Here is an 18,708-nt window from a genome sequence, read left to right as displayed (position 1 = left end):
GCGCTCAAGCGATCTTCATCCAAACGCCGTCCTTGGGACGCAGCGTCACGAGGCCGATGGGCTTGACCTCGTGGTCGGGCGCAGGGCGCAAGCGGCAGCGCTGCGCGAGCGTCGCCAAAATCGTCTGTGCCTCCGCCATGGCGAATCCATTGCCGATGCAGACGCGCGGCCCGCCGCCGAAGGGCAGATAAGCGAAGCGATGGCGCTTGGCGACCGCTTCCGGAGCAAAGCGCTCCGGATCGAAACGCTCGGGCTCCGGCCAGAGATTCGGATTTCTGTGGGTGACATAGACATTGATGAAGATCACCGCGCCAGCCGGAATGCGCACGCCGCCGATCCAATCCTCGCGCAGCGCCGTCCGCGAGATCGTGTGGGCGGGCGGATAGAGGCGCATCGCCTCTTCGATAACCATGCGCGTATATTGGAGCTCGGCGAGATCGGCGAAATTCGGCGCGCGGCCGCCGAGAACGCGCGCGAGTTCAGCGCGAAGCTTCGCCTCGACGTCAGGATATTGCGCCAAAAGGTGCCAAGTCCAGCTCAGAGCATTGGCGGTCGTTTCATGGCCGGCGACGAAGAAAGTCAGAATCTCGTCGCGCAACTGCTTGTCGCTCATCCCCTCGCCGCTCTCGGGATCTCGCGCAGAGAGCAGCATTGAAAGAAGATCCCCGTGATCGACTCCCTGAGCGCGACGCTCGGCGATAATGCGGCTGACCAGCGCGTCAAAGGCGCGGACGGCCGCTCGATAGTTTTTGGGTTGGCTTCTCGGCAACCAGCGAGGCAACCCGAAGAGATCGAGGAGATTGGGCGGCTGTGCGACGACCTGGTCCATGAGCTGCCTCACGGTTTCGATCTCGCCGGCAATGGCGGTCGAGAACATAGTCCGCGCGATGATGGTCAATGTGAGCGCCATCATTTCGGCCGCGACGTCGAAAGGCTCGCGCCTGCCGCTCCAATCTTCCGCCATGGCTTGCGCTTCCGCGGCCATGACGTCGACAAATCCGCCGACCCGCTTCGGTTGGAAGGCGGGCGCGGCGATTGCCCGCTGCCGCCGCCAGAACGCGCCTTCGCTCAGCAAGAGTCCATTGCCGAGCAGCGGACCGAGCAAGGTGCGGGCAAGTTGGCTCTTGACATAATTCCGGTGATTGGACAGCAGCACATGCTCGATATATTCCGGCTTATTGACGACGAAAGAGTCGAGGAAAAATATGCGATTGCGGATCAGATTGCGGCGATAGGATTCCGGCGCGATCACTGAAAGCCGGTCTTCCCGCAGACGGCGGATGAATTCGATCAAGCCGAAACGAGGCGCGAGATAGACATCCTCGGCAGGCGTCTTCGCGACAGGGGAATCGCTTTGAGTCATTTACCTCTCCGTACTCCTTCGGCGCAGATTAAGCGGTGTTCTCGAACAGCTGAAGCGACGGTTTCTCACAAATGCGCGAAGATAACCTTTCTTTGCGCTTCCGCCACTGCGCCGCGTCGGGCGCGTCACATTATATGCTCGGCCCATGTTCTCGCCTGAGGAAATCGAGCGCTACGCGCGTCATATCGTGCTCGCGGGCGTCGGCGGGCCCGGTCAGCAGAAGCTCAAGAGCGCCCACGTCCTCGTCATCGGCGCCGGCGGCCTCGGCTCGCCGCTCATCCTCTATTTGGCGGCGGCGGGGGTCGGCGAGATCGGCATCGTCGACGATGACGAGGTCTCGCTGTCCAACCTGCAACGGCAGGTTCTGCACGGCACGCCGGACGCAGGTCGCGCCAAGGTAGAAAGCGCGGCCGACGCCGTCAAAAGATTGAATCCGAATGTCCGCGTCACGCCGCTCAAGGCGCGGCTCACGGAAGCCAATGCGCGGGAATTGATTCGCGCCTTTGACGTCGTTGCGGACGGATCGGACAATTTTGCAACGCGCTATATCGTCTCCGACGCCTGCTTTCACGAGAAGCGCCCGCTTGTCACTGCGGCGGTCGGCGCGTTCGACGGCTCGCTGACCGTGCTGCGGCCCTTTGAGCAGGGCCCGGACGGCCAGCCAAATCCGACCTATCGCTGCCTATTTCCCGAGCCGCCGCCCGAGGGAGCCGTGCCGACATGCGCCCAAGCCGGAGTCCTCGGCGCCCTGACGGGCGTTCTCGGCGCCATGATGGCGCTCGAGACGATCCGCGAGATCGTCGGTTTTGGCGAAGGGCTAGTCGGACGGCTCGTCCTCATAGACGCGCTCGCCATGCGGTTCGAGACTCTGCGCTATGGCTGGGATCCGGAGAATCCGTTGAATGGCGCGGTAGCGGCGCCATGACGGCGCTCGAGACGGCCCTCGCGATCATCGTCTTCGGCCGGGTTGCTCCTCGAAGCGCTCGGCAGTCTTTCGAGACGCGGCAGCGCAGTCGGAACCCCGCGAACCGCCCGAACGGCGCGGAGACGGCGGCGTCATGCCGCATTGCACAATAGCACGATCTTGGCGATTGGAAGGGCGGCTGTCGACACGTGACTGCCCTGATCGCATGCGCCCCTTAAGAGCGTCATTTCTTCGAGCCGGAACTGCGGCAGATCAAATAAGTTCATTTATCAGTGGCATAATAGGCTTGCCGGCGTTGCAGCTTTCTCCCCGACCGGTCTGCGGCCCCGGGCCTGTTCGCCACCGCTTTCGAAAGGCTCGAGATGGATTTCGATCACACGATGCTGAGCCGCATACAGTTCGGCTTCACTGTCACGTTTCATATCATTTTTCCGGCCTTCACAATCGGCCTTTCGGCCTTCGTCGCGGTCCTGCTCGCGCGCTGGCGCTGGACCGGGGAAGACAGATATCGCGACCTCGCCCGGTTCTGGACGAAGATATTCGCCATATCCTTCGCCATGGGCGTCGTTTCCGGCTTGGTCCTGTCCTATGAGTTTGGCACCAATTGGGGCCGGTTCTCGCATGTGACGGGCAACGTGCTCGGCCCGCTTCTCGCCTATGAGGTGCTCACCGCCTTCTTTCTCGAGGCGAGCTTTCTCGGCATCATGTTGTTCGGCCATAATCGCGTCCCGCCGTGGTTGCATCTGACCTCGGCGATCATGGTTGCGATCGGCACTGCGGGCTCGGCGTTCTGGATTCTGTCCGCCAATTCCTGGATGCAATATCCAAGCGGATTTGAAATCCGCAACGGGATCGCCTTCCCGCTCGACTGGTGGAACGTGGTCTTCAACCCGACCTTTCCGTACCGCTTCGCGCATATGGTGACCGGCGCCTATCTCACCACCGCGCTCGTCGTGCTTTCGGTCGGCGCGCGCTTCGCTCTCGCGGGACGTTTCGAGACCCATGCCCGCACCATGCTGCGCATGGGGCTCGGGCTAGCTCTGATCCTCGTTCCGCTGCAAATCTTCATCGGCGATCAACACGGCCTCGACACGGCGGAATATCAGCCCGCAAAGCTCGCCGCGATCGAAGGGCATTGGGACAGCAATGAGATTGCGCCTCTGGTGCTATTCGGTTGGCCCGACGAGAAGGCCGAGACCAATCTCTTCCAACTCGCCATCCCGCATCTCGGCGGCCTGATCATCCGGCATGATTGGAACGGCAAATTCCCTGGCCTGTCGCAATACGCGCCAAATGAACGGCCTCCCGTCGTCCCAGTTTTCTTCTCTTTTCGCCTAATGGTCGCGATCGGATTCGCTCTTCTGGGTTTCGTCATTTGGGGCGGCGCTCTGTGGATTTTCGGCAAGCTTGAAACGAACCGCCTTTTCTTGAAAGTCGCGGCCGCGTCCTGGCCTGCTGGGTTCATCGCGATCATCGCCGGATGGATGGTGACGGAAATCGGACGCCAGCCCTGGCTCGCGACCGGGGTCCTGCGCACCGACGAGGCGGCGTCGCCGGTCGACGTCCAGGCCGTGCAGATTTCGCTCGCGCTTTTCGTGCTCGTCTATGGCGTTGTCTTTTCTACCGGCATTTATGCAATCAACCGGCTGATCAACAAGGGCCCGACGCCCGATGTTCTGGCTGCTCCGATCGCCATGCCCTCTCGTCCGCTCTCGGCCGCGACCAGCGACGACATCTAATTAGCCCGCCGCGGAGATCAGCCAAGGAGATTGGCGATGATGAGTTTTGAATGGTATTTGCCTGTCATCTGGACCGGCATCATCGCGACCGGCGTCGCAATGTATGTGATTCTGGATGGTTTCGATCTCGGAATCGGGGTCCTTTATCTGACTACGGGAAACGACAGATATCGCGACACGATGATGTCTTCGGTCGCGCCGTTCTGGGACGGCAATGAGACATGGCTGGTGCTCGGCGGAGGCGGCCTGCTTGCAGCCTTTCCGTTGGCCTATTCGATCATCATGCCGGCGCTTTACATTCCCGTGATCTTGATGCTTCTGGCGCTGATCCTGCGCGGAGTCGCTTTCGAGTTCCGCGCAACGGCTAAGCCGAAACGGCTTTGGACGCTGGCCTTTTGCGGCGGATCGATCACCGCCGCCTTTGCACAAGGCCTCATCCTCGGCGGCCTGCTCAAGGGAATCACGGTTCGCAACGACGAGTTCGCCGGCGGACCGTTCGACTGGTTCTCGATTTTCTCGATCATGGCCGGATTCGGACTCGTCGCCGGCTACGGGCTGCTCGGCTCATGCTGGGTCATCATGAAGACGGGCGGCGACGTTCAGGCCCACGCCCGCCGGGTCGCGCCCCCATTTCTTGTGACGGTTGCGATATTCGCCGCGCTGGTCAGCCTTTGGACGCCTTTACGCTATGCACATATCGGGGCGCGCTGGTTCGCTACTCCGAATATTTACTTTCTTTGGCCCCTGCCCCTCGCGACCGCCGTCCTGTTTTTTCTCGTGTGGCGCTGGCTGGCGCGCGGGGACGAGCTCAAGCCCTTCTTCGGGACGATCGGCATTTTCCTTTTATGCTTCCTGGGCTTGGCTATTTCCTCTTATCCGTATCTCGTCCCGCCTTCAGTCGATCTTTGGCAGGCTGCAGCAGCCTCCGCCTCTTTGAAGATCATGCTCTTCGGCGTCGCGATCATGCTGCCCGTGATTCTCGGCTACACCGCCTTCGTTTATTGGACGTTCCGCGGCAAATTGCGCGAGGGAGAAGGCTATCACTAGGGCTTTCGGCGGGCCGGCCGAGAAATCCTCGGCCGGCGTTGACAGCGGCCGAGCGACGAACTAGACCACGCGTCCATCCGCGCCGATCGAGAAGGCGCGCCGCGGACTGGCCGCAGGGCTCGTTTGGGGGATAGTTCAACGGTAGAACAGCGGACTCTGACTCCGTCAATCTTGGTTCGAATCCAGGTCCCCCAGCCACTTACGTCCCTGATAAATTAGCTATTTATGGTTTCCACGGTCGCCTGAATAGCTCCGACCTGTCCACGACATAGTTGACGCCAATCGCGGCGGCCGCAGGCGACGCCGCGAAATATCGCAGGGGTATTGGCGCAAACAGTCGCCTCGCAGGCTCTATGCGAATCGACCTTTCCTAATCCGATGCATGAGGTCGACGCCAGCGATCGTGATCGACGCGCGCCGAAATCGCTTGAACCCGAGCATGGGACCCAAACGAAGCTTGACGGATCTGTGGTCCTGTTCAATTATATTATCGAGATACTTTGGTGATCGCACCTTGGTCCGCCAACCTCGCCGATGCTCGCACAAAAACTCCCCGGCTCCCCTGCTCGACGCCTGATAGCCCGTCGAGAATGATGGCGCGAGGCAATTTGCCTTGGCTCGTGAATGCCCGCGGGAAAAACTTTTGCGTCAGCGACATCTCGATTAGCGCGCAGCCGGAAATCGACGGTTTTCCATCCCTGTCGACGTCACGATAGAGATTGATCCAGCGGCGCTTGATCTCCACCTAGGTTTCATCGATCCACCATGATCGGCCCACTTTGCGGGCAAACCGCTTCCAGCGCTTTTCGTGTTCAGGAATATCGATCGCGCTGCCGATGATCGCCGCGAGCGCTTTGTATTCCGCTCGGGTGTCGAAGAGATAAGGCGCGTGGCGATTGGATGGAATCCTCCAATCGATAAGAACTCGCTCCACATCAATAGGTTTGGGCATGTTCGGATCGACCACCTTGGTGTTGAGGGGCGAATAGAGATCGGAGATATGGGCGTAGAACTTCACCCCCGGTTCCGCGCCGCATTTGGCGTTGTGATCGGCGCGTGCTTCGCCGTGGACTCCGGCTCTAAAAAGCTAGCCGCCCGAGGATGACGTGTCGCCGTCATCCCAGACCTTGGTGTCGGGGTGTTGCGACTGGTTCCGTCGGGATTGCGGCATTGCGCCGATTCACGGACCGAACTGGGAACGCGCTTGGCTAGGCTGAAAAGCTGCGATAATCGAATGCGCTCGCTTAAGGGCAGGCGCCTTTGCCGAAATTTTTTCACGAGACGCTTTCAAGATCCAAGATCATCGATTTTGATGATCGCCGGAGACGGAGACCGATGGTTCGGAGTGCGATTACGAGACTATACGGACCTGAAGTGGCCGAGCTTTTTCAGCTGGACCATGCTGACAGCGCGTCGGTCGACCTGCCCCCAGCCTCGCCGATCGCTCCGAACTCGGCCATCCTTTCCGTCTACCCCGATCATATTTCGGACGGAGGCAACACGCTCGAGCAGCTCGACGCATTTTTAGACGAGCGCTTTGCAAGCGCTTTTGAAACCCTGCATATCTTGCCGTTTTTCCCTTCGACGGGAGACGGCGGCTACGCCATCTCCGACCACAAAACAGTTTCGAGCCGATATGGGACTTGGCGCGAGATTCGGAAATTATCCGCTCGTTTTCGTTTGATCGCCGATCTCGTGCTGAACCATGTGTCATCGTCTCACGCCTGGGTTTCCAGATTTCTTGCGGGCGACGCCGCCTTTGACGATTTTTTCATCGAGCTCGATCCCAAGACCGATCTCAGGGCGATCGAACGCCCCCCGCGCGACACCCCCGTGTTGTCGCCCTTCAAATCAAGCCTCGGCCTCCGGCATCTTTGGACGACCTTCGGACCAGATCAAGTCGACCTCAACTATCAAAATCCGGCCGTTCTCCATGCAATTCGAGATATCGCGCAATCACTTGCGTCCGAGGGCGTGTCGTCGCTCCGGTTGGACGCCATCGCCTATGTATGGAAGGAATTGGGGTCATCTTGCGCGAACCTGCCTCAGGCGGCGGATGTGTTGCGATTGTTGCGAGCGGGCCTGGGGGCCGATCGACCGAATCTGATCGCGGAGGTCGACGCTGAGTTGCAAGGCCATTTCCTCGGGAAAGGCGGCGCCGATTTCGCTTTTCGTTTCGATCTGGCCCCGTGCCTCGCGCATTCGCTCGTGACCGGGAAAAGCGATTGCTTCTATCGCTGGATCTCCAGCAACGCAGACGTCGATTTCTCCCGTTCGATCCTCTTCCTCGCCAATCATGACAGCCTGTATCTAAGGCCGCAGACCCCGATCCTGGACGATAAGGAAGTCGACGATCTTGTCGAGGTCGCCATTCGAGTGGGATGTATTCCGGTCGCGCGCGGAGACCGCATATATCAGATTTCCGGGCCGCTGCATCTGATGTTTCCCGGGGATTTCGAGCTTGTTTGCGGTCGCATCGCCCTCGCAATGTTCTTGCTCGCTTCACTGCCTGGGATACCGATGGTGTATTTGAACACTCTATTGGCCGCCCCATTGGCCGCTTTGAATAGCGAGGAAGGTCCGCGTTCAATAAACCGTTATAAATTTGGCGTCGCCGAAATCCATCATCTGTTGCAGTCCACGTGTCGAGAAAAGCTGCTCGCGCGGGTTCTCGGCATATTCTCCTCGCGCCGCAGAATGAAGTCGCTTGCTGCGGATCGTCCGCTCACGCCCGTAAGTTGCACTACAAATTCCATCATTTTCGCCAGGGGGCATCACGATGAAAGGGTCTATGTCGTAGCAAATCTGTCGGCCTCAAATAAGGAGGAGATCTATTTTCCGGCTCCCATGGTCAATCTAGAAAGCGGCGAGAGCGTGGGGCGTTCGGTTTGTCTCTTGCCCCTCCAATTCGGTTGGTTCGCGACGGAAAATGACGCGTGAGCAACGCTGACGAGCGCGGAACCGACGCCGATCCGGGAGCGCCTTAAGCCGGCTGTTAGGCCGTCTTCGCCTAGTGGAAGTTTCGGATAGGCGAGCGAGATCCGCGCCCGCTCCGCGCGCTTCGCCGGCTCCGTGCACGAGCGCGCAATCGTGGTGAATGGAACCAAATCCTCCTCTTCGATCACCAACGCTTGTCGCCGTGCCGCCCTCTTCGTCGACTCTATAATCATGCAGAAAGCCGCACCGCAGCCGCCCAGAATGAATCACGCACAAATGACCACCGCCACGAAATCGACGTGCTAGACTTTGCTTAACCTTGACGATAATGGTCAGCCCATCATAAACAGGTGGCGCTATCGGTCGACATTAGGAGGCGCAAAATGTCGGTGGATTTTGTGTCAGAGTCTCAACTTGAGCTTTGGCCCCGCAAACCGCGTTGGCGCTCCGGATGCTGAAGAGCGCCGCCGCCGATGCGGATGACGCCGCATCGAGATCCTGGCAGCCCCTGATCAAGCCATCGGCAAAACTGCCTGAGGCCTATGGCGCGCTCTCGCAGCTCGAATCCTCGCGCTGGCGCGAACTGGTCAACATTCGATCATGGGCCGATCGATGGGATATGGCGGTCGAGGCTCATCCCTACGACGTCGCCGTTGAGGAAGTCGAAGGCCGGCGCTGGACCTGGGAAGAGCTGGATGACGCCGCCAATCGCATTGGCGCTTGGGCGGCGAGCACAGGCCGCGCAAGGATCGGACTGCGCGGCGAAGGCGCCGAATATCTCGCCGCGGTCGTCGGCCTGACGAAAGCGGGCGTCGAAGCGGCGTTGCTGAGCGACAGGGATCCCCCCGAGCTTAGTGCGAGCAGAGCCCGCTTGGCTGGCGTCGACATCGTCATCGGCTCTCCTTCGCCGGGCGCGACCGGCGATTCCTTTCAGTCGATCCTTTCGATGTCACAAGGCGGAATTTCGTCAAGCGCCAGAGAGAGTGTGAAGCTGGACGACACGGCGTTGGTCATCTTCACGAGCGGCACCTCCGGACGCGTCAAGGCGGCGCGGTTCAGTCACAAGAGGCTCGTCGGCGCGGGCGTCGCTTGGGGATTGCGGACGGGAATAAGGCGTGACGATCGTTGCTACATTTCCTTGCCGTTGAACCACGGAAATGGCCTTGCGGTGGCCTTCGGCGCTTGTGTTGAGATCGGAGCGACGGCCGTTATTCGCGCAAAATTTTCCGCGAGCGCCTTTCTCGACGACGTGCGGCGATACCGTTGCACATCGATGGTCTATATCGGCGAGCTCTGGCGCTTGCTGGACCGCATTCCTCGTCTTGAGAGCGACCGGGACACGCCTTTGCGAATCGCTTTCGGCAATGGGCTGAGGCGCGATCTTTGGCGAAAGACGGTTGAACGCTTCGGATTGACCCATGTCGTCGAACACTACGGCGCCACAGAAATGCCGGCTGGCGCGTTGACCAATTGGACCGGACGACCGGGGGCTTGCGGCTATGTGCCGCCGGACCATCCGGACGCCGACGAGGTCGTCCTGATCGACGAATCCGGATGCCCCGTCGCCGCCGAGGAATCCGGTGAATTACTATTGCGCGTAGCGGAAGGAAAATACGACGGCTATCTCGACGCCGATCTCAATGAAGCGAAGATCTGGCGCAACCTGTTCGCTTCCGGAGACATGTGGTGGCGGTCGGGAGACGTGTTGCGACGCGACGCGGAAGGGTTTTTCGAATTCGTGGATCGACTGGGAGACAGCTTTCGATGGAAAGGGGAAAATCACTCTTCGGTGGAAGTCGAGGAGGCTTTGCTCGCGACGGGTCTCGTCCTGGAAGCGGCGGTCGTCGGCGTCCCGATTCCGGGGCATGATGGAAAAGTCGGTCTAGCCTCCATCCTCTCCGCATCCGACTTCGATCCGGACCTGCTTTTAGAGCAATTGCGCATGCGCCTCCCCTCGACCGCGATTCCCTGCTTTTTGCGATTATCCGACGCTTCGCACGCGCTCACGGCGACTCTCAAGAAGATGAAAAGCGATCTGGCCGAGAAGGGCCCGGGCGGTCTGCCGGGCATATGGCTTGTGCTTCATCAGGGCCGTTACCTTCCGCTGAACGAGATGCGCCTGCGCGCAGTGAAGGAGGGTGGGTCCGATCCCGACTTCAGGACGCGCTGATGAAGAAGCGACAAATCATAGCGGCTACGCGCATCCACGCCGGGCCGAGGGGGTTGCCCCCCGAGCAGCGTGTGCGTGAATGGATTGATTGCGCAACCGCCTGCGCCGACGAGGCGATCATCGCTTTCGACGCGCCCGCTCGCCAGCGTCTCGGAGGTGTGTTGCACGCTCGCGCCAAGGTCCGAGCCATCACGGTGAGCCCCTGGAATGGCTATAGCAGCGCTCTCAACGCCTTGGTCGCCGAAGCGAGTGTCACTGCGGACGCAATTCTGATGTGGAGCTTGGAGGTGCGGGCGACTCGCGGGGCGGTCGTCGAGATGTCGCATCTGATGGATTCGAAGACATTGGTCGTTGGCGCGCGCATGCATCCGGGACACGGTGCCGCCCCCGGCCGGCAGGCGCTTGGAGGCGAAACCTCCCCTTGGAACACATTCGCCCTTTGGAATCTCTCTAGGCTTTCCATGGTGGGCTTTCAGCTTATTTCCGATAATCTCGGCGGAAGTCCGATCGGCGGCGTCGAGGAGGTTCCGACGATCGCGCTTCATCAGATGTTGTTCCCCGACGCCTCCGACGCTTGGCTGATCAAGCTCCCTTCGGTAGATTGGATGAACGGTCGCGCTGAATCTGCCGCGCCATGGTTTCGAGAGAAATTGGCGAGCAAGAACATTCGGGCCAGGCGGCACCTGGCGGCGCTCGGCATCAACGGCGGCTGGGTGCGCGTCCAGTGAGGGCGATCCGTAATTGGTCGCGCACGCACTCTTGCAGGCCTCTGCGTCTGCAGCGCATCCGAGCGGTCGATGAGCTCGCCGAAGCTCTGGAGGACGCAGCGCGAAGCGGAGACTCTGTGCGCGTCTTCGGCGCCGGTCACTCGGCCAACGACATCGCGATGAGCGACGAGCGCCTGCTTGATCTGCGGGGGCTCGACAAAATTCGCGCCATCGACTTCGATCGCAACGAGGTCGAGGTGGAAGCGGGAGTGAGTCTTCGAGCTCTGTCCGATATCCTCGAAAGGCATGGCCTGGCCTTGCCGAACCTCGGCTCGATCTCTGATCAGACGGTCGCCGGCGCGCTGGCCACCGGCACCCATGGAACCGGAGCGGCGTTCGGCGTCCTTTCGACCGGGATTTCTGAACTCGAGATGCTCACGGTCGACGGTTGCCTGAAGCGCGCAAACGCCACACGCGAACCGGATCTCTTCGCGGCGGGGCGGTTGAGCTTGGGCGCGCTTGGCGTGCATACGGCTTTTCGTCTGAAAGTCACGCCGGCCTTCGATTTGCGTGTGGAGGAGGGACCGATCACACTCGAAGTCGCGCTCGACGAGTCATGGTGGTCCTCGGCGGATCATTGCCGCATCTGGTATCTTCCGTATGTCGAGCAGGCCTGGGGCTGGCGCGCGTTTCGAACCGAGCCCGCTGCGAACCGAGAAAAGTCGCGCGCCAGCCTGAGCCTGAGAATGCGCGAACGGGTTTTCGGCTATCACGCCTATCAGGCGGCGCTCTGGGCCGCGAGCTTGCGCCCATCGCTGCTTCCCGCGGTCAATCGAGCCTATGCGCAAGCCTTTCTCGCGCGTGGACGAGGGTCAAGCGGGCGGAGCCAGGAAAAGCTCACCCTGGATTGTCTGTTCCGGCAACGCGTCTGCGAATGGGCGGTTCCCGCGCATTGCGCGCGGGATGCGGCGCTCGGGGTGAGAGCTCTCGTGGAGAGTCACGGCTTTCGCGCGCATTTGCCGATCGAGATCCGCTTCACCGCCGGCGACGATATTTGGCTCAGTCCCGCATTTGGAGGGGCGCGCTGCTGGATCGGCGCGATCGCCTATCTTCCCTGGGGACGGGATAGCGATTGGACGCCATGGTTCGACGCCTTCGGCAAGCATATGGCGGCGTTCGAAGGCCGGCCGCATTGGGCCAAATATTTCAAGACATCGCCGGCTTCATTGCGGCGGCTCTATCCACGTTGGGACGATTTTCGACGCTTGCGGCGCAGACTCGATCCTGAAAATCGGCTACGCAATGCGTTCACTGAAAGGACGCTCGAAGCATGACCACGCCCGATGTGCTGGTGATCGGCGCCGGTGAATATGTCACAGGCTGGACCGCGTCGGGCGCCTCGCGATCCGACAAGCGAGCCGGGGTGGCGCTCCTCTCCCTTCTGGACCTCCAGCGGCGCGGAAAGATCGGCAAGATCCGCCTCTGCTGTCGAGACGGCCGCCGATACCCGGCTATTCGGACGCATATCGCCGAAAGCCTCTCGCGATATGCCGGCCTGCGCCCTTCGGACATAGAAACCTCGCCCGGCGATGATGAGGTGGACGAACAATCGTGGGAGAGCGCGCTGGAAGCGCTACGGCCCGGCGACGCCGCGATCGTGGCCGTTCCCGATCATCTCCACGCGCAGATCACGATTAGGGCGGCCCGCCTCGGGATTCACGCCTTCGTGCTCAAGCCCCTCGTCCAGACGCTCGAGGAGAATTTCGCCATATGCGACGCGGCTCGAAACGTACTGGTTCTCACGGACATGCATAAGCGGCTGGATCCGATCTATGCGGATGCGCGCGACCGCGCACGACGGCTCGGCGATTTCGGCTATTACGCCAGCTACATGAGCCAGCCCCGCAGACAACTCGAAACCTTCAGCGCTTGGGCCGGCGTCCATAGCGACATCAGCTATTACCTGAATGCGCATCACGTTGACTGGCACGTATGGACCATGGAGGGGCGCGGGCGGCCGCTGCGCGTGACCGCCTCGAAGGCTACTGGCGTGGGCGAGGCTTTGCTCGGCCGTTCCCTCGAAGACACGATCACGCTGCTCGTGGACTGGGCCAATATCCCAAGTGGAGCGCAAGGCACGGCTGTCTATGCGGCGTCCTGGGTTGCGCCGCCTTCCGACGTCCATTCGCAGCAACGTTTCTTCGGGCTTTGGAGCGACGGCGAGATCCGAGTGGACCAGGCGCATAGGGGCTATAGCGTAGCGACCTTGGCGGACGGATACAGCAGTCCCAATCCCTTATTCATGCGCTATTCATCGAGCGACGGCGGGTTCGATGGCCAGGAGAGCTATGGATATCGGAGCATAGCTGAGTTCATAGAGGCGGTTGCCCGGGCGCGAGCCTGCGGAAGCGTCGAGGCGATCCCCTCAACGCTTCCGCCTCCTGAAAGACAGCTCCAAACGACGGCGATCCTCGAGGCGGGCCGGCGCAGCCTTGATTTGCAGTCGACGGTTTCGATCGAATATGACGCGAAGGATCAGTTCCGACCGATCGGCTTCGGCGTTCTAGACCGGAAGCGCGCTTTGGATTCCTGAAAGCTTGTGAAGGAATCGAAATTGGCGGCCGCAACCGCCTGCGCGAGCACGGGGCTCCATGAGCCGGCGGCGCTTGGGCGGCCGACGATTTTGCCGATTTCCAGCTGATTACGCGAAGCTGGACTGGCGCAGCGCCCTATGCGACGCACGCCGACCTTGGAAGGCAAGGCCTCGAGCTCGCTTCTTGGCGTGTCATTATCGTCGCTGCACGATGATCGGATTAACGAGCACCCCCAATAGAGCTTGGCGCTTTAGGTTCTTTGGCCCCTCTTCAATGAGAATATCGACAAAGCGCGCGCCGGCGCCGATGAAATTGAACGGGTGGCGCCCTACAATCCAGTCGGATGCAATGAGGTTCGGCATTTGGCGCCGCTTATAAGCAAAAGGAGCGATACATGACCAAGATTGTTTATGAGGTCGTCGAACATGACGGCGGCTGGGCCTACAAGGTAGATGGGGTGTTCTCCGAGACTTTCCTCTCTCATGCGCTCGCCCGCAGTGCAGCGGATCGCGCGGCGAAGGAACAACTCGTCCCTGGAGACGCGACGGATATTTCTTATGAAGACAAGAACGGTGGATGGCACGACGAACCGTCGTCAGGCGGGGATCGGCCCGAGACCGATGTCAAGGGCTGAGGCGTCAACCCGGCCAACCGAGGCCGCGGCCTCCGCCGCTCGATGTGGTGCGCATGCTTGTGTTGGGAGCGAAAGACGTCATGCTCGGACGCGTTCCAGTCTTCGCCCTGACGGCGAGCGGACGGGCCTGAGTCGAAAATATGCTCGATATCTTCGCCAATGAGATACGCATCGCTGTGACATCGATCGACGTCGCCTCAGTCGCTCGAATCAACAAAACTGTCCTTGCCTAGCAAATGATACATTTGAATGGATGCCCGAATGAGACCGTATCACACGTAAGGGTGGTTTGGTTTTCGGGTTGTTATGACCTTCGGGACGGATCGGAGGGCGGGCTTTGCTGGAACTCGCGGGGGGGCGCCGCTGTCGCGTTGACGTGACTGCGCCAGCCATGCCCTTCGCGATAATCGAGCGCATTCACCGATGACGATCAAACCTGCTTTGACGGGCGCTCCGCTCAATGGAGCCGACCCTCAGGCGCTAAAATCGTAAATGGCGCTTGGACGCCAAGATCACCTTGCGTCGCTTCGGCTTGACGGTTCGGGCCGAAAGGCCATAGAAATTTCGAGACATCGACCGAGCAAGGGTCAAGAGCCGGGATTACGATTGGCATGAACGATATCGCCGTCAAGCGCACGCTCGCCGCGATCGTCTTGGCGGATGTCGTCGGCTATAGTCGGATGATGGGGGAAGACGAAGCCGGCACGCTACAACGACTGACCCGTTGCCGTAGCGAATTCATCGATGCGACCATCGCTGGCCATCGCGGCCGCATCGTCAACGCGGTCGGCGACAGCCTCTTGCTCGAATTCGGCAGCGTCTGCGACGCGACCCGCTGCGCCATCGCCCTGCAACAGCAGCTCGCCGACCGCAACGCCGAGCTCGCTGAAAGCAAGCGCATCGTCTTTCGCATGGGCGTCAACATCGGCGACGTCATCGTGCAGGATCGGAGCCTCTTCGGCGACAGCGTCAATGTCGCGGCGCGGCTTCAAACCCTCGCCGAGCCCGGCGGCATTTGCCTTTCGCTGGCGGCCTACGAACAAGTCAGGGACAAGATCGACGCGCCATTCACAGATGGAGGCGCGCATCAGGTGAAGAATATCGCGCGCCCCGTAGAGGTGGTCTCATTGGCGGCGGCGGCGATCGACGTCCTTCCTAGGCAGACTCCTGCGAAGCCCAGATTCTCCTTTCGCCTGCTTGCGTTTTCTGGCGTTGCGGCCGGCCTCGTCGTCGCACTCGCGCTCGGCGGACTCTATCTCGTGCGCCACGCCGCGCGCCTCGATTTGGCGGCTAGGCTCGAGGCCGTTCTGACGGCCAGCCAGGCGAAAATGAATGAAAGGACTCGGACGAAACTCGTCGCCGACTACCTCGCCATTGGTCCGCACCGCGCGCTTGCAATTGCGCCCAAGGCGCAGTCACATTGGTGGACCGGAGATTGGCCCTCCGTCGCCGCAGCCGAGGAAAAGGTGTTGGAGCGATGTCAGATCGCCTACAACGAGCCCTGCGAACTGGCGGCGGTCGACGACGCCATGGCGCCGATGACGGACGGGGCGACGCATGCGACCCGTGAGATGGCGCGCGTGACCTATGCCGGACCATTCGATGTCGAGCAAATTCCGGCCGTTCGCCCATTGGTCGCCAAGCGCGCCGATGTGGTCGGCTATCTCGAGGCGCCCGAGCCGAAGGCCGCCGCGATCCATCCGCGCGGGGTGTTGACCGTCGTCTCGGGCGCCGCGTCACAACGACGGGCCGAGTCCCAGGCCCTGAAGCTCTGCAACGACGATGACGCCGCAAGGGAAGCCGATGGGCGTTGCTACCTCTATGCCCAAGGCTCCCGGATCGTGCTCTCACAACGTCAGACGAGTCCGATCGCCAAGCCTTGAAGGGGCGCTGAGACGCGCTCTTCATGGCGTAATGAGGCTTCTGCCAACTTCGAAAAGGTCTAGGAACTTATACGAAATATGTTTTACTTTCGTTCGGTCTACCTCCCACGCGACAACGGCGGGGGCGTTTTAAACTTGTGGGTCGTCTCGATGGCGGAAACGATTTGGAGCCGATAAGCAGCGGGCCGTCGCGCCTCATGGAGCTTCTCGCCCGAGCGCCCTTGTTTGGAGCCCTTTCGCCCGAGACGCTCACCGCCTGCGCCGAAAAATTTCGGGAAGCGCAATTTACGCGCGGTGAAATGTTGTTTGCGCGCGGCGATCCTGGAACGCATCTCTACATTATCTTCGAAGGTCACGTCAGATTGGCTGTCGCCACGAGCGAGGGGCGCGAATTGAGCTTCCAGATCGTCGGCCCCGGCGATCTCTTCGGCGAGATCGCGCTGCTCGACGGCGGCAGCCGGAGCGCCGAGGCGACCGCCTTGACCGCGATTGTCGCCTTCAGCCTCGAACGCAACGCCTTTCACGAGCTTCGATCAAACATCCCGGCGATCTCCGACGCCGTCATCGCTTGCCTGTGCCGACGCTTGCGCGACGCGAGCGACAAGATGGAGGCCATCGCGCTTTATCCCCTGGAGATCCGGCTCGCGCGATTTCTCTGCGTGGCGTTGAAAGGCGGACCCGAGGCGAGCGGCCGCCGCACGCCGCTCGAGCTCCCCTATTCGCAGGGCGAGCTCGCCCTGCTGCTCGGCGCGAGCCGGCCCAAGATCAACGCCGCGCTCGGCGCTCTCGAAGCCGCGGAGGCAATCAAGCGCGCCTCCGATCGGCTGTTCTGCGACCGCGCGAAATTGGCTCGGATCGCGCAATGGGAGGAAGTCTGAAGCGACCCTCTCGCGCCGACGACGGGAGGGGATCGGTTCGGCCGCGCCCATCGGGCCGCCTCCATCGACCTGGTGCTGACGCGCACGCCTGCTCGCGGAGATCTCGACAATTGTCGCGGCCTGTCACCGAGGGAACAGCGCCGGGCGAAGGCCCCTGATAAATTCCCTTCATGCCCGAGGGACAACCCATCCAGCCCGAAGGCCAGGCTCGAACCAACAAAGGTCTCAAATCCATGCGCCTCCTCAAATCTCTCGTCGTCGCCGCCAGCCTCGCTCTCTCCGTCGCCGCTTTGTCGTCAGAGGCCTTCGCCCGCGGCTTCCATCACTCCCATCGCTCCCACCATTTTCATCACTTCCACCACGGATTTCATCGGCACGGCCATTTTGGTCATTGGGGCCGTCATTTTCACCACTATCATCACCGCTTTCATCACTACCGGTACCACTATCACTACCGCTACGGCTACCACTATCACTGGCGCCATCACTCCTATGGCGTCGCGGTGAGCGGCGCTCCTCGCGCCTGCCCGCCCGGCTACCACCTCGGCTATCTCGGCCGCTACTGCCATCCGAATTGAGCCGATGGAGCGCGTTCCGATTGTATGGAATCCTCAAATCGACAAGAGCATGCTCCAGATCGATTGAGCTTGAGCATGGCCCAATCGAAAAAGTCAGGCGGCTTTTTCGGAACATGCCCTAGCGTTCAAAGCCGTCCACGGTCCTCCCTTTGATCCTAGGGAGGACCGCCCCACATCTTTTTCCTGTTGAGAGAATGCAAATGAGCCGAATTCTCCTTGCGACATTGGCCCTCCTTTGCGCCGGCTCGGCGCTTGCGACCACGAGCGCCCTCGCCGAACATGCGAAGCCCGCCACGGAAAAGCCCGCGGCCCCGCAATCGGACGAGGACGAAGGCCCGCAACCAACCGCCTTGACAGTCGGCGCCATGGAGATGGGAGACGATCAACATGTCGCCGTCGTCAGCATGAGCATAGAAATCGCCGCCAATCGCGTCGCCTATTCCTATGGCCTCAAGAATGCCGGGACGGCCGCGCTCAGCCTCGCCGCCAGCGTCAGCATGCCCTCCCTGGCGGCGAGCAACGACGACAGCGAGACCTGGGAGCTTCCCTTCGACGACGCGGAAAATCCGGTCGGGCTCAAAATTTCGGTCGGCGGTGAAAATATCGAGACGAAGCCGCATGCCTCGGTGAAGGCCTTGGGGCTCAATCATTTCGCCGATTTGAAAGCCGCCCATGCACCGCTTCTGCCGTTCGGCGCCGCGACCGACAAGGCGCTACGCGAGCTTCCGCCGGACGTCGCGGCCAGTTTCGCGCAAATGGGATTGATGTCGCCGCGCGATCCGTCGAAGTCCGACGAGGCGCCGAGCGCGGGATGGACGCTCGATGTCGTGCGCGAGTTCCAGATCAAGCTGCCGGCCAACACTGTCACGCCGGTCAAAGCGACCTTCACACCCATCAAGGCGGAGTATCCGGTCGACAAAGGCGACGAAGAAAGCCTCGACGAGCTGAAGGACGATTACTGCATTTCCGCGAAAAGTCTGGCGGCCTTGCATGCGCGGTTGAAGTCGCGTGGGTCCTGGCGGGCGATTGAGCTCTCGATCGACGTCGATGGCCCGTCCGGCTTTCTGGAAATGCCAGCGATCGCCCTCTCGGTGCAGAAGCCTCGGGCCGACGCCATCGTCGCCTTTTGCGGCGCCAATGAAAAATCGCAAGGGTTGGAAATCGTGACCGGCACGGTTCCTGAGGACAATGACAATGGCGAATTGCGCATTGTGATATTCAGCCCGGCCGATGTGTGACCTTCCCAGGATTCT

Annotated in this window: 18 protein-coding genes and 1 tRNA gene; 14 read left to right on the top strand and 5 right to left on the bottom strand. The window is 61.0% G+C overall.

The genetic code is table 11. The annotated features are described in order from the left end of the window. Window positions 1-4: 4 nt before the first annotated feature. Window positions 5-1,363 (bottom strand): cytochrome P450, encoded by a 1,359-nt coding sequence (locus METAC_RS0103415; RefSeq protein WP_026605943.1) that lies wholly within the window; start codon window positions 1,361-1,363, stop codon window positions 5-7. A gap of 145 nt (window positions 1,364-1,508) precedes the next feature. Here METAC_RS0103415 and METAC_RS0103410 point away from each other — a divergent pair, with 145 nt between their 5' ends. From METAC_RS0103410 to METAC_RS0103390, 4 genes are all read left to right on the top strand, one after another. Continuing rightward, on the top strand, window positions 1,509-2,288 hold the full coding sequence (locus METAC_RS0103410) for a HesA/MoeB/ThiF family protein (RefSeq protein ID WP_026605942.1): 780 nt from the start codon (window positions 1,509-1,511) through the stop codon (window positions 2,286-2,288). A 362-nt stretch (window positions 2,289-2,650) separates the two neighbouring features. Next, on the top strand, window positions 2,651-4,027 hold the full coding sequence (locus METAC_RS0103400; RefSeq protein WP_026605941.1) for a cytochrome ubiquinol oxidase subunit I: 1,377 nt from the start codon (window positions 2,651-2,653) through the stop codon (window positions 4,025-4,027). A 36-nt stretch (window positions 4,028-4,063) separates the two neighbouring features. After that, a complete protein-coding gene (cydB, locus tag METAC_RS0103395) occupies window positions 4,064-5,074 on the top strand; it encodes a cytochrome d ubiquinol oxidase subunit II (RefSeq protein ID WP_026605940.1) in 1,011 nt (336 codons plus the stop codon). Between the two features lie 124 nt (window positions 5,075-5,198). Further along, window positions 5,199-5,272, top strand: a tRNA-Gln gene (locus METAC_RS0103390). Between the two features lie 153 nt (window positions 5,273-5,425). On the opposite strand, the gene METAC_RS27420 is transcribed toward METAC_RS0103390, so the two are convergent. From METAC_RS27420 to METAC_RS25055, 3 genes are read right to left on the bottom strand one after another with little or no spacing between them, the layout of a single operon-like run. After that, window positions 5,426-5,587, bottom strand: coding sequence for a DDE-type integrase/transposase/recombinase (locus METAC_RS27420; RefSeq protein ID WP_425338902.1), 162 nt, complete (start codon window positions 5,585-5,587; stop codon window positions 5,426-5,428). Further along, window positions 5,562-5,819 carry a hypothetical protein gene (locus METAC_RS26705; RefSeq protein ID WP_026605938.1) on the bottom strand — a complete coding sequence of 86 codons (258 nt, stop codon included), beginning with the start codon at window positions 5,817-5,819 and terminating at the stop codon, window positions 5,562-5,564. Before METAC_RS26705 ends, METAC_RS27420 begins: the two co-directional genes overlap by 26 nt. Beyond that, on the bottom strand, window positions 5,820-6,092 hold the full coding sequence (locus METAC_RS25055) for a hypothetical protein (protein WP_026605937.1): 273 nt from the start codon (window positions 6,090-6,092) through the stop codon (window positions 5,820-5,822). 356 nt (window positions 6,093-6,448) lie between these two features. Here METAC_RS25055 and METAC_RS0103370 point away from each other — a divergent pair, with 356 nt between their 5' ends. The 5 genes from METAC_RS0103370 to METAC_RS22170 all read left to right on the top strand — a co-directional run bounded on the left by METAC_RS0103370 (window position 6,449) and on the right by METAC_RS22170 (window position 13,481). Then, complete coding sequence (locus tag METAC_RS0103370; RefSeq protein ID WP_026605936.1) at window positions 6,449-8,014, top strand: alpha-amylase family glycosyl hydrolase; 1,566 nt, start codon at window positions 6,449-6,451, stop codon at window positions 8,012-8,014. 448 nt (window positions 8,015-8,462) lie between these two features. Beyond that, window positions 8,463-10,181, top strand: coding sequence for an AMP-binding protein (locus METAC_RS22175; RefSeq protein ID WP_156898093.1), 1,719 nt, complete (start codon window positions 8,463-8,465; stop codon window positions 10,179-10,181). Then, the gene (locus METAC_RS0103360; RefSeq protein WP_026605935.1) at window positions 10,181-10,909 is read left to right on the top strand and encodes a hypothetical protein; all 729 of its coding nucleotides are present in this window, start codon (window positions 10,181-10,183) and stop codon (window positions 10,907-10,909) included. Before METAC_RS22175 ends, METAC_RS0103360 begins: the two co-directional genes overlap by 1 nt. Further along, entirely contained in the window at window positions 10,816-12,222 is a 1,407-nt protein-coding gene (locus tag METAC_RS0103355) for a D-arabinono-1,4-lactone oxidase (RefSeq protein WP_084143429.1), read from the top strand. The genes METAC_RS0103360 and METAC_RS0103355 overlap by 94 nt, the downstream gene beginning before the upstream one ends. Further along, window positions 12,219-13,481: a Gfo/Idh/MocA family protein gene (locus METAC_RS22170; protein WP_051335350.1), complete on the top strand. Its 1,263-nt coding sequence runs from the start codon at window positions 12,219-12,221 to the stop codon at window positions 13,479-13,481. The genes METAC_RS0103355 and METAC_RS22170 overlap by 4 nt, the downstream gene beginning before the upstream one ends. A 195-nt stretch (window positions 13,482-13,676) precedes the next feature. Here the strand turns inward: METAC_RS22170 and METAC_RS26270 are convergent, their stop codons facing one another. Continuing rightward, window positions 13,677-13,844 carry a hypothetical protein gene (locus METAC_RS26270; protein WP_156898092.1) on the bottom strand — a complete coding sequence of 56 codons (168 nt, stop codon included), beginning with the start codon at window positions 13,842-13,844 and terminating at the stop codon, window positions 13,677-13,679. Between the two features lie 32 nt (window positions 13,845-13,876). On the opposite strand from METAC_RS26270, the gene METAC_RS0103335 reads away from it, so the two are divergent. The 5 genes from METAC_RS0103335 to METAC_RS0103305 all read left to right on the top strand — a co-directional run bounded on the left by METAC_RS0103335 (window position 13,877) and on the right by METAC_RS0103305 (window position 18,693). Continuing rightward, a complete protein-coding gene (locus METAC_RS0103335) occupies window positions 13,877-14,116 on the top strand; it encodes a DUF2188 domain-containing protein (RefSeq protein WP_026605933.1) in 240 nt (79 codons plus the stop codon). A 611-nt stretch (window positions 14,117-14,727) separates the two neighbouring features. Next, entirely contained in the window at window positions 14,728-15,999 is a 1,272-nt protein-coding gene (locus METAC_RS25050; RefSeq protein WP_051335349.1) for an adenylate/guanylate cyclase domain-containing protein, read from the top strand. 164 nt (window positions 16,000-16,163) lie between these two features. Next, complete coding sequence (locus tag METAC_RS0103315) at window positions 16,164-16,877, top strand: Crp/Fnr family transcriptional regulator (protein ID WP_036255927.1); 714 nt, start codon at window positions 16,164-16,166, stop codon at window positions 16,875-16,877. Window positions 16,878-17,110: 233 nt separating this feature from the next. Then, window positions 17,111-17,455 (top strand): hypothetical protein, encoded by a 345-nt coding sequence (locus METAC_RS26265; RefSeq protein WP_210162535.1) that lies wholly within the window; start codon window positions 17,111-17,113, stop codon window positions 17,453-17,455. 200 nt (window positions 17,456-17,655) lie between these two features. Continuing rightward, entirely contained in the window at window positions 17,656-18,693 is a 1,038-nt protein-coding gene (locus tag METAC_RS0103305) for a DUF4424 family protein (RefSeq protein WP_198017158.1), read from the top strand. Window positions 18,694-18,708: the final 15 nt, after the last annotated feature.

Origin of the sequence: Methylocapsa acidiphila B2 (assembly GCF_000427445.1) — a bacterium.
Lineage (GTDB): Bacteria > Pseudomonadota > Alphaproteobacteria > Rhizobiales > Beijerinckiaceae > Methylocapsa > Methylocapsa acidiphila.
The sequence above is the reverse complement of the archived record's forward strand: the minus strand, read 5'-3'. Positions and strand labels throughout refer to the sequence as shown.